Here is a 12,573-nt window from a genome sequence, read left to right on the forward strand (position 1 = left end):
TTTTATAAAAATGAGTTTCTATTTTACTTAATATTTTAGAAAAACTTAATAATTATTTAAAATTTCATGGTGGAAAAATGGTACAAGTATCATTAATGGCAAATAACGCTTCAAAAAATAATACAGTTGATATTCATGTAGGCCAGACAAAAAATATTGTAATAGATCCCCAAACAATCGCAAAATTAGATATAAGTCCAGACAAAATTTCCTCAATAACAAGAGAGGGAAATAAAGCAATTATTCATCTAAAAGATGGAACTGAAATTGTTTTAGAAAACTTTTTTATCAGCGAAAACCCACAAATTCTTTTAAATGAAGGGCAGAGTTATTGGACTGCCAATTTGGGTGAAGATGCCACAGGGCAAACTACAGTTAATTATCTAGAATTAAAAGATGCACCAAAATTTATAGATGCTTCATCTTCTGTACCTATCTGGTCTGGGGTGGTCAGTGCTTTAGCGGGTGCAGGAACAATTGCTTTATTGTCGCGGAAAGATCCTAAAGATACGACCCCTCCTGAGTCAGGTAATTTGATTCTCAAAAATCTTTTGGACTCAGGTGCCTCAACAACGGACCAGATCACTCAAGATAAAAACTTCAATTTAAAGATTGAGGGACAAGAAAGTGGTAGTAGAGTAACGTATTTAGTTTCTACTGACGAAGGAAAGACTTGGCAGGAAACAACAGTAACTCAAAAGGATTTAGCTGACGGAAGTTATCTTTATAAAGCTGTAGTGACAGATCGAGCTGGAAATGCATCTGAAACCGCTATACAAAAAGTAGTGGTGGATACTACAGCTGCGCCAAAAGCAGGTGAACTGGCTTTATCTGATTTGAGCGATACAGGCGTTTCAACAACGGATCAAATTACACAAGATAAAACTTTTGATTTAAAGATTAATGGACAAGAAATAAATAGCCAAATCACTTACTGGTTATCGAAAGATGAAGGAAAGACTTGGCAGGAAACAACAGTAGCTCAAAAAGATTTAGCTGATGGTACTTATCAATATAAAGCTGTAGTCACAGATGTTGCAGGTAATACATCCGAAACTGCTGTACAAAAGGTGGTTGTAGATACAACAGCACCTCAAGCAGGTGAACTAACTTTATCTGATTTGAGCGATACAGGTGTTTCGGCAACTGACCAGATTACACAAGATAATAGTTTTACTTTGAAGTTGTCCCAACCGATTGTGATCGGAGAACAAGCAGCTTTACTAGATCATTATGAAATTTCTAAAGATGACGGAAAAACTTGGCAAACTACCACGGCAGATCAAAAAGATTTAGCTGATGGTGTTTACCAATATAAAGCTGTGGTGACGGATCTTGCAGGCAACACGTCAGAAACCGCTGTGCAAAAAGTCGTTATTGATACAGCAGCACCGAAAGCCGGTGAACTGACTTTCTCTGATTTGAACGATACAGGTGCCTCAACAACGGACCAGATCACGCAAGATAATAGTTTTACTTTGAAGTTGACCCAACCGATTGTGATCGGAGAACAAGCAGCTTTACTAGATCATTATGAAATTTCTAAAGATGATGGAAAAACTTGGCAAATTACCACGGCAGATCAAAAAGATTTAGCTGATGGTGTTTACCAATACAAAGCTGTGGTGACAGATCTTGCAGGCAATACATCAGAAACTGCTGTGCAAAAAGTGATGGTAGATAATTCTTTAAATATTCAAGAAAGTACAGTAACTGTTAAACCAATTACTGTAGATAATAAGATAAGTTTAGTTGAAAAAGATCAAGTTATTTCAATAAGGCTTGAAGTAGATAATCTACCAACAGATTTAAACAGCGCGCTGATTACGGTAAATACTACCTTAAATGATGTTCTTTATAACTTTTATTTTGATGAAGTAACCCAAGAATGGGTTGCCGAAATTCCAGCAGATCTTCTGTGGTCAGAACAGTTGGAAACTAATATATTAGTTGATATTAGTCTTACTGACCAAGCTGGTAATACAGCGATTATTCAACAAGTGCATAGTTATAGTGTAGACCATACTCCAAATTCGCCAATACTAGATTCTCTAACTTTCAACAATCTAGATGGAGCTATCATTTCAGGTAGTGCTTATAAAGGAAGCAAGATTGATATCTACAATAAAAATGGTGATTGGCTTGCAAGTACAATAATTAATGATGAGGGTAAATTTACTCTACAAGACCTTTCAATTAGTTCAAATCAAGAAGTTTATGCCGTCGCTACTTATAATGGATACAGCAGTGAACACTCATCAATTGGTCTAGTTACTGAAGTTCCAGCTCTTAGTATTCTACGAATTAGTCCAGAAGGTATAATCATCGGCTATGCGACTGAAGGCAGCCACTTTATTGTAAAAGATCAAGATGGAAATATTCTACAAGAGTTTAATTCGATTGCATTTGATAACTCTGGTATTACTCCATTTAGTGTAATGGCATTAGGTGAAGTAAGACCATTTACTTTGTCTCTCGATCAGCCTTTAGAGGAAGGGACTCATATTATTATCTCTACAGATAAAGATAATATTTCAGGCCATCCGCAATATATTACAGCAGACTATACCCCAGCAGTATTTTTAGAAACTCCACAATTTGATGTAAGTGGTGAAACTTTATCAGTACATGTTAATGAACCTAACAGCTTTATTCTTGTATTTTCCGGAACAGGAAATCTAATCGCTAACGGTGTTACAGATGAGCAAGGTTTTGCAAGCTTATCTGTATTCCAATTTTTAAAAGAAGGCGAATCGGTTACCGTACAAGTAGTAGATAAAAATCAGAATATTAGTGAAGCTCTAATCGAGGTTCCAAACTTTGCTTATATTCCACATGTTGAACGTATTACACAAGAAGGTTTAATTTCTGGGGTTGCTGAAGATAATAGTACGGTAATTGTGCGTGATGCTGAGGGTAATGAATTAGGAAAAGTTACATTAGGTGATGATAATAGTGGGAGTGACTTTAGTCATTTTAGCTTGAGTGTAAACCGTCCTTTAATTGATGGAGAGCAGATTTCCGTTCAAATTGTTGATAATAAAGGTTTGATGAGCCCTGAGCAGAATATCATTGTAGATCTGACTCCTCCACCTGTTCCAACAGATTTAAATTTCAATGATATTGGTGATCTAGTTTATGGTCATGCAGAACCTTTCTCTGAAATTTTAATTAAAGATGGGCAAGGAAACATTCTTAATAAATGGTTTTGGAATAACTGGACCGATGAAAGTGGAAGTTTCTCGATAGAATTAGGTATGTTTTTAACCAATGCTGAGACTGTTTATGTCACGGCTACAGATGTAAATGGAAACGTAAGTTTAGCTGCTCAGATACAGGCACCTAACTATGCTTTTGCCCCATATGTAGATAGCTTTACTTCAGACGGAGTGATAAGTGGGCAAGCTGAAAATAATAGTACTCTTGTTGTTAAAGATGCCAAAGGTGAAGTCGTAGCTGAAATTAAAGTCGGTGAAGATAACGGTTGGAATGGATCAAGTTATTTTAAACTCCAGCTTGACCGTCCTCTTGTCGATGGCGAGCAGCTTTTCTTATCAATTACAGATGCTCGTGGGCAAGTAAGCACTGATACTGTAATTACCGCTGATACGGTTGCTCCTACAGCAGCCAGCAATTTAGTTTTCTCAGAAGACGGTTCATATCTGACAGGTGTAGCAGAACTAAATACTACGATTCAGGTTTTTGATCATAATGGTCAGCTCGTGAATATATGGAATAACAGCATAAATTCGGACGGTACATTTACTATTTCCTTAGGCAGCAATAATTTACATGGAGAGGCATTCACGGTCACTGTTAAAGACCAAGCTGGAAATGTGAGTGAAGCTGTTTCAATAAACGCTCCACTTGATGATATTGCGCCGAATCCAATTAAAAATATTTTACTTGATGCAAACGGTCAAAACTTTACAGCACAAGCAGAAGCAAATAGTCAGATCGAAGTTTTTGACTCATTGGGTAATCAGACAGGTTGGGGCTCTACAGATAGTGCTGGTAATGCCTCTGGTTCTTTTAATCAAATCTATTTACATGGTGAGGAACTTACTTTTGTTGTCATAGATCGAGTTGGTAACCGCAGTGTTGAATTTAAGCAAAATGCTTTAATTGATACCATTGCACCAAATCCGATTGAAAATATCATCTTCAACGAAGATGGCCAAAGCTTTACAGCTCAGGCAGAAGCTGGAAGCTCTATTGATGTATTAGATCAGGCTGGAAATAAGATTGCTTCTGGCTATGCGGATAGCTCAGGTAATGTATTTAGTTATTTCCCGCAAGTTTACTTACACGGCGAGGAACTTACTTTTATCGTGATAGATCGAGCGGGTAACCGCAGTGCAGAGGTCAAGCAGAATGCTTTGAATGATGATATTGCGCCAAATCCGATTGAAAATATTGTATTTGATGTCAATGGTCAGAGCTTTACAGCTCAGGCTGAAGCAAATAGCCAGATTGAAATTAAAAATACCAATGGTGACATTATTGGTTATGGATCAGCAGATAGCACAGGCAATGTTTTTGGTCACTTGTATCAGGTCTATTTACATGGAGAAGAATTAACTTTCATCGTTGTAGATCGAGCGGGTAACCGTAGTACAGAAGTTAAGCAGAATGCTTTGATTGATGATATTGCACCAAATCCGATTGAAAATATTGTACTTGACTCAAACGGTCAAAACTTTACGGCACAAGCAGAAGCAAATACTCAAATTGAAGTTAGAAATGCTGCAGGTGAGGTGGTAGGTTCAGGTTATGTAGATGGTGCTGGTAATGTGTCAGGTTATTTATATCAAGTCTATTTACATGGAGAAGAACTCACTTTTGTTGTCGTTGACCAGGCGGGTAACCGTAGTGCAGAGATCAAGCAAAACGCTTTAACTGATGATGTTGCACCAAATCCGATTGAAAATATTGTACTTGATGCGAACGGACAGAACTTTACAGCTCAGGCAGAAGCAAATACTCAAATTGAAATCAAAAATGCTGCTGGTGAAGTCATAGGATATGGTTCAACCGATAGCATGGGCAATGTTTCAGGTTATTTATATCAAGTCTATTTACATGGAGAAGAACTCACTTTTGTTGTCGTTGACCGAGCGGGGAACCGCAGTGTAGAGGTCAAACAGAATGCTTTAATTGATGACATTGCTCCGAATGCGATTGAAAACATCATTTTCAATGAAAATGGTCAAAACTTTACAGCGCAAGCAGAACCAAATAGCCAAGTTGAAGTTAAAAATGCTGTGGGTGAGCTTGTAGGTACTGGTTATGTAGATAGTGCTGGTAATGTCTCGGGTTACTTGAATCAAGTTTATTTAAAAGGTGAGGAACTCACTTTTGTTGTAATTGATCAAGCCGGTAATCGCAGCGTTGAAGTAAAACAAACAGCCTTTCTTGATAATACTGCACCAGAAAATGCGACTAATTTAGTATTTAGTGAAGATGGCTCATATCTAACTGGTATGGCTGAGCCAAATGCTACGATTCAAATATTTGATCAGAATGGTCAATTGGTAAATCAGTGGAATAATAATGTTAATTGGGATGGAACATTTAACATCTCTTTATACAGTAACTACTTGCATGGCGAAGAGTTTAAGGTAGTTGTAGTAGATCGGGCTGGTAATATGAGTGGTGGGGTTACTGTAAAAGCACCGCTTGATGATATTGCTCCCGCGGCTGCAAGTAATCTTACATTCAATGAAGATGGTTCGTCCCTTTCTGGTGTGGCTGAGCCGAATACCTTCATCCAGATTTTTGATCAAAATGGTCAGCAGATGAATACGTGGGATTATAGTGTAAACGCTGATGGTACATTCACTATTTCTTTCGGTACTTACAATTTACATGGTGAAGAGTTCACAGTCACTGTTAAAGACCGAGCTGGAAATGTGAGTGAAGCTGTTTCAGTTAAGGCTCCATTTGATGATATTGCGCCAAATCCGATTAAAAATATTGTACTTGATACGAACGGTCAAAACTTTACAGCACAAGCGGAAGCAAATAGTCGGATAGAAATCACAAATGCTGCTGGTGAATCTGTAGGATATGGTTATGCAGATGGAGCTGGTAGTGTGACGGGTTACTTCTACCAAGTTTATTTACGTGGAGAAGAAATCACTTTCGTTGTCATAGACCGAGTAGGTAACCGTAGTGATGAAGTGAAGTTAAATGCTTTGGTGGATACCATTGCACCAAAGCCGATTGAAAATATTATCTTTAATGAAAATGGTCAAAGCTTTACGGCACAAGCAGAAGCAAATAGTTTTATTAGTGTCAAAAATGCTGCAGGTGAGTTTGTCGGTTATGGTTATGTTGATAGCACTGGTAATGTGACAGGTCAGTTCAGCCAAGTTTATTTAAAAGGTGAGGAACTCACTTTTATCGTTATAGATAAAGCAGGTAATCAAAGTATTGAGTTTAAGCAAAATGCTTTGATTGATGATATTGCACCGAATCCGATCGAAAACATCGTCTTGAATGAAAATGGACAGAACTTTACAGCACAAGCAGATGTAGATAGTCGAATCGAAGTTACAAATAATGCTGGTGAAGTTATAGGCTCTGGTTATGTAGACAGTGCGGGTAATGTCTCAGGCTCCTTTTATAAATTGTACTTAAATGGAGAGGAGCTTACTTTTGTTGTAGTAGATCGTGCTGGTAACCGTAGTGCTGAAGTGAAGTTAAATACTTTACTTGATGACGTTGTGCCAAATCCGATTGAAAACGTCATTTTCAATGAAAATGGTCAAAACTTTTCAGCACAAGCTGAAGCAAATAGTCATATCGAAGTTAAAAATGCTGCTGGTGACGTGATAGGTTCTAGTTATGTAGACAGTACTGGTAAGGCTTCGGGTTATTTATATCAGGTTTATTTACATGGGGAAGAGCTTACTTTTGTTGTAATTGATCAAGCGGGTAACCGAAGTATAGAAGTTAAACAAAATGCTTTAATTGATAATGTTGCACCGCCAACTGCTTCAAATATTACGTTAACGTCAGACGGATTGCTTTTTGGTGAGGCTGAGCCAAATGCAACGATTGAAATTATTGATCAATATGGTGCAGTTATCACAACAACTGATGTTGGATATGGTGGGGTCTTTAATCAATGGATCAATTTGAGTCAATACCAGACACAAAATTTAAGTATCGTTGTCAAAGATAAAGCTGGTAACCGCAGTGAAGTTGTTCACGAAATAGTACCCTTATTTACCAACTCACCAATTGCTGCAACAGAGCTAAAACTGGATGTAGATGGCCATATTCTGACAGGAAAGGCAACAGCGGGGATGATGGTCGCTGTAACATCAGTCAATGGTCAGAGCATTAATTGGTTGTGGGACAGTACAGTGAATGAGGATGGTAGTTTTGCTATTCAATTAAATGACTATTATTTACAGGAGCAGACATTACAAGTTCGAGTTTATGACCATAATACGAATCAATATAGCCTAATCACTGAAATTATTGCGCCTTTAGACAATATTGCTCCAGTAATTAATGAAGTGGTAATTAACAATGATGGATATGGTATTACTGGGCAAACTGATTCAAAAGCAATCATTCAGGTAATGGATGCGGATGGGAATTTACGAGCAGAATCTCAATCGGATGAATTAGGATATTTCAGTACTAGTATTTATCCACCCCTATTACGTGGAGAGCAGTTATTTATCACGGCAACGGATTTAGCTAATAATAAAAGTACCCCATTTAATATTACTTTTAATCTAGACACTAATGCACCACCATCAGCAGATCATGTTATCGTATCTGCAAACGGTTTCTTTATTGAGGGAACTGCTACACCAGATAGTAGTGTGCGTATTTTTGATATACATAGTAATCCTATTGCCAGTGGTTATGTAGATGAAACGGGGCATTTTAATATCCAGTTATACCCACCTCAGGCAAGTGGGCAAACTTTACGCGTTGTTGTGGAGCATAATGGGTATCAAAGCGCTTATACTGAAATTAAGGCACCTATAGACATCGTCGCGCCAAATGCAGCAACTCAGCTTGTGTTAGAAGATGGAAATGTACTTTCAGGACAAGCGGAAGCATATTCAACTGTTAATATTTTTGATGCTGATAACAATCAGGTTGGGCAAACTACTGTCGGAAGAGAAGGTAGTTTCTTAACACAATTATGGTCACAATATTGGCATGGCGAAACATTGACGGTAAAAGTAGTTGATACCAATCAAAATGTAAGTGTGGGTACAACGGTTGTTGCTATAAATGATACAACAGCACCGAAAGTGGTCACCCAGCTTGCCATAAATGAATGGGGTAATGGGCTGGTAGGACATGCCGAAAGCAATGCTACTATTGAAGTCACTTATTATTTTGCTAATCAAGAACCTTCTGTAACGAGTACTACGGTCATGGCAGATGGAATTTTCTCTACTTATAGGTATGGGAATGCAACATCATTTGACTTTACCGTTATTGATCGTGCTGGAAATCGTAGTGAAACTATCAATAAAGCAATTAGTGATTTAACTACAATCACTGTTGATCAGTTTAAAGGTGACGCTACGGATAATACGTATGTAGTTGATAATACAAGTGATTTTGTTCAAGAGTATGGAGTTGCTCTTGTTGAAGTATTTGAGGATGTCTGGATAGATACAAGTCATTATGAGGAGCAATGGGTAACTTCTGGTTATACTGATAATATATGGGTAGATACAAGCCATTTTGAGAATGTTTGGATTGACACAAGTTACTCCCAAGATATTTGGATTGATACTAGCTATTATCAAGATACATGGATCGTTGATGGCACAAGAGATGTCTATACTGATCAACATGGCGTAAATTACTATTTGGATGATGGTTCGTATAATCAATATGTTAATAGTTATTATGATTATAATTTAAATCAATGGCAGCCAGGATATGGACTAACGGGTCCTTATACTGAAGAGATTGGACATTTTGAACAACAGTTCGTTCAAGATGGACATTATGAATCTCAATGGATTGAGCAAGGCTATTATGAGCAACAATATGTGTTTGATGGTCATAATGAAGAGACTTGGATTGATACAAGCCATTATGAAAATATTTGGGTCCTAAATGGTTATTTGGAACCTCAACTAGTTGGTTTTGATTATAAGGATGTGGATTTAGGCGGGCATGATAAAATTATCAGTTCTGTTAATTACAGTTTGGTTGGTTTATATCAAACAGTAAATGATCCCATGACCGTAGATTCGTTTTTGGAAAGTGGTCGTTATGTTGAAGACTTGGAGCTGGTTGGTTCTGCCCATCTAAATGCAACAGGCAATACTTTAGATAACCTTTTAACAGGTAACTCTGGTAATAACGTTTTGAATGGGCGTGAAGGTAACGATACCTATATGACTAATGAAGGTGCCGATACCATTCTGTTCCAATTGCTAAATAGCCAAGATGCGACTGGCGGGAATGGACATGATACGGTGTTAGATTTTACTTTAGGTGATGTAAGAACTGACCTCCAAGCTGACAAAATCGATTTAAGTGAATTATTAATTGACTACTCTAAAGATGTGAGCACATTAGCGAAATTTATTACTGTAGAGCAAGATGCTGGAAACACGACTATTAGTCTTGACCGAGATGGTGAAGGTACAATGTTTAGTAGTATTTCATTGATTACTTTGAATCATGTAAATACAACATTGGATGAATTGTTAAATAACCAACAACTTGTTGTTTAATATTGTTATTTTTTTTAATAAAAGGGGCTATGAAAATAGTCCCTTTTATTTTGTGCTTTAAATTTAATAAAAACTCTTCACAACCTGTTAAAAAATGACCAAAAAAGATAAGTTTTTTTTCATTTTCCCCTTGAAGCGTTTTTTTTCATCCCCACAAAAGTGACATCTAAATATTTTGTTATTGCTCTGGATTAAGGCAATAGCAATTAATCAAAAAGACTAAGTCTGGTGGAGTTAATTATGAGCAACATTCGTCCATTACATGATCGCGTTGTAATTCGTCGCGTAGAAGAAGAAACCAAAACTGCTGGTGGTATTTTACTTCCAGGTTCTGCTGCTGAGAAACCATCGCAAGGTGAAGTCATTGCAGTAGGTAATGGTCAAATCACTGAGAATGGCGTACGTGCTTTAGATGTTAAAGTTGGTGACAAAGTATTGTTTGGTACTTATGCAGGTACAACAGTGAAAGTAAGTGGTGAAGAACTCTTAATCATGAAAGAGTCAGACATTTTAGCTGTGTTGGAAGGCTAATCAATCCATAACTCAATTCATTATCAGATTCAGTATTTAAAAAGATTCGGAGTTTAATATGTCAGCTAAAGACGTAAAATTTGGTGATTCAGCTCGCTCAAAAATGATTGCAGGCGTAAACGTACTTGCAGATGCTGTTAAAGTGACTTTAGGCCCTAAAGGTCGTAACGTTGTTATTGACCGTTCTTTCGGCGCTCCCCACATCACTAAAGACGGTGTAACTGTTGCTAAAGAAATTTCATTAAAAGACAAGTTTGAAAACATGGGTGCTCAACTTGTTCGTGAAGTTTCAAGCAAAACTAACGACATCGCTGGTGACGGTACAACAACTGCAACTGTACTTGCTCAAGCAATTTTAAATGAAGGGATCAAATCTGTAACTGCAGGTATGAACCCAATGGATTTAAAACGTGGTATCGATATCGCAGTAAGAACTGTGGTTGAAAATATACGTTTAAATTCAAAACCTGCTGATGATTTTAAAGCGATCGAACAAGTTGGTTCTATCTCTGCTAACTCTGATACTACTGTTGGTAAACTTATCGCTCAAGCGATGGAAAAAGTAGGTAAAGAAGGCGTAATCACTGTAGAAGAAGGTTCTGGCTTTGAAGACGCATTAGACGTTGTAGAAGGTATGCAGTTTGACCGTGGTTATATCTCTCCGTACTTTGCAAATAAGCAAGATACTTTAACGGCTGAGCTTGAAAACCCGTTCATTCTTCTTGTTGACAAAAAAATCGGTAACATTCGTGAATTGATTTCTGTTTTAGAAGCAGTTGCGAAAACTGGTAAACCACTTCTTATCATCGCTGAAGATGTTGAAGGCGAAGCGCTTGCTACACTTGTTGTAAACAACATGCGCGGTATTATCAAAGTATGTGCTGTTAAAGCTCCTGGTTTTGGTGATCGTCGTAAAGCAATGCTTCAAGACATCGCGATCTTGACTGGCGCAACTGTTATTTCTGAAGAAGTTGGTATGTCTTTAGAGCAAGCGACTCTTCAAGATTTAGGTACTGCACACAAGATCACTGTTTCTAAAGAAAACACTGTGATTGTTGATGGTTCTGGCGATGCAGCTGCTATTGCTGAGCGTGTTCAACAAATCCGTGCTCAAATTGAAGAATCTTCTTCAGAATATGACCGTGAAAAATTACAAGAACGTGTTGCTAAATTAGCAGGCGGTGTTGCTGTAATTAAAATCGGTGCGGCAACTGAAGTTGAAATGAAAGAGAAGAAAGACCGTGTAGACGATGCACTTCATGCAACTCGCGCAGCAGTTGAAGAAGGCGTGGTTGCTGGTGGTGGTGTTGCGCTAGTACGTGCGGTAAATGCTTTAGACGGCTTAAAAGGCATTAACGAAGATCAAACAGCGGGTATCAATATTTTACGCCGTGCGATCGAAGCTCCACTTCGTCAAATCGTTTCAAATGCTGGTGATGAGCCATCTGTAGTTATCAATGCAGTTAAAGCTGGTGAAGGTAACTTCGGTTATAACGCTGCAACTGGCGAATATGGCGATATGTTAGAAATGGGTATTCTTGACCCTGCTAAAGTAACTCGTTCTGCACTTGAACACGCTGCTTCTGTAGCTGGTTTAATGTTAACTACAGAATGTATGATTACTGATATTCCAGAAGATAAAGCAGCTGTTCCAGATATGGGCGGTATGGGTGGTATGGGCGGGATGATGTGATAACGCATCAACGCTTGAACTAAAAAAAATCCCTGCTTAAGCAGGGATTTTTTTATTTTTTACGTGATTTTAAGAAATAGTTAAGTTCAATTGCTTATATTAAAAAACAGGAACAGCAGCTAGAAGTTCCTCTTTGTTACAGCCATGCTTATTTTCTTATAAGCATGGTTTTTTTTATCCTAATAAAATGAACAGCCATGTAATGGCAGTGATAGAAAGTGCAACAAATTGAGCCGCACTTCCCATATCTTTGGCATTTTTAGAAAGCTGATGTTTTTCAAGAGAAACTCGATCAACCACTGCTTCAATAGCTGAATTGAACAGTTCAACGATCATTGCAAATAAACATACAATAATGAGTAAGACATGTTCACTGCGAGTTACATCAACAAAAAAACTGATTGGAATTAAAATAAGATTAATCAAAACAATTTGACGGAAAGCTGCCTCATTTTTATATGCTGCTTTAAATCCGGAAATAGAGTAGCCCATTGCATTTAATATACGCTTAAGACCAGTTTTGCCCTTATAAGGAGAATAGCTATTCATTTACTTATATTTCTGACACTTTTCATGCATTATATAGTTTGGGTCTTAAAAAATTATTAAATCTTT

4 protein-coding genes are annotated in these 12,573 nt (G+C 37.6%); 3 read left to right on the forward strand and 1 reads right to left on the reverse strand.

The features are described 5' to 3' along the window. Positions 1–77: 77 nt before the first annotated feature. From blp1 to groL, 3 genes are all read left to right on the forward strand, one after another. Positions 78–9,734 (forward strand): biofilm-associated Ig-like repeat protein Blp1, encoded by a 9,657-nt coding sequence (gene blp1, locus KTH84_RS06265; protein ID WP_262472512.1) that lies wholly within the window; start codon positions 78–80, stop codon positions 9,732–9,734. A gap of 240 nt (positions 9,735–9,974) precedes the next feature. After that, positions 9,975–10,265: a co-chaperone GroES gene (gene groES / locus KTH84_RS06270; protein ID WP_002120604.1), complete on the forward strand. Its 291-nt coding sequence runs from the start codon at positions 9,975–9,977 to the stop codon at positions 10,263–10,265. Between the two features lie 58 nt (positions 10,266–10,323). Further along, positions 10,324–11,958, forward strand: coding sequence for a chaperonin GroEL (groL, locus tag KTH84_RS06275; protein ID WP_042898487.1), 1,635 nt, complete (start codon positions 10,324–10,326; stop codon positions 11,956–11,958). Between the two features lie 174 nt (positions 11,959–12,132). Here the strand turns inward: groL and KTH84_RS06280 are convergent, their stop codons facing one another. Further along, positions 12,133–12,507 carry a diacylglycerol kinase gene (locus tag KTH84_RS06280; RefSeq protein ID WP_202743090.1) on the reverse strand — a complete coding sequence of 125 codons (375 nt, stop codon included), beginning with the start codon at positions 12,505–12,507 and terminating at the stop codon, positions 12,133–12,135. Between the last annotated feature and the right edge of the window lie 66 nt (positions 12,508–12,573).

The sequence above is a fragment of the Acinetobacter sp. WU_MDCI_Abxb74 genome (genome assembly GCF_025513915.1).
GTDB classification, from domain to species: Bacteria; Pseudomonadota; Gammaproteobacteria; order Pseudomonadales; family Moraxellaceae; genus Acinetobacter; species Acinetobacter calcoaceticus_C.

Bases quoted from the DNA above. Each gene is read 5' to 3' on its own strand.
- blp1 (WP_262472512.1), top strand. From the start codon at position 78: ATGGTACAAGTATCATTAATGGCAAATAACGCTTCAAAAAATAATACA.
- KTH84_RS06280 (WP_202743090.1), bottom strand. From the start codon at position 12,507: ATGAATAGCTATTCTCCTTATAAGGGCAAAACTGGTCTTAAGCGTATA.
- groES (WP_002120604.1), top strand. From the start codon at position 9,975: ATGAGCAACATTCGTCCATTACATGATCGCGTTGTAATTCGTCGCGTA.
- groL (WP_042898487.1), top strand. From the start codon at position 10,324: ATGTCAGCTAAAGACGTAAAATTTGGTGATTCAGCTCGCTCAAAAATG.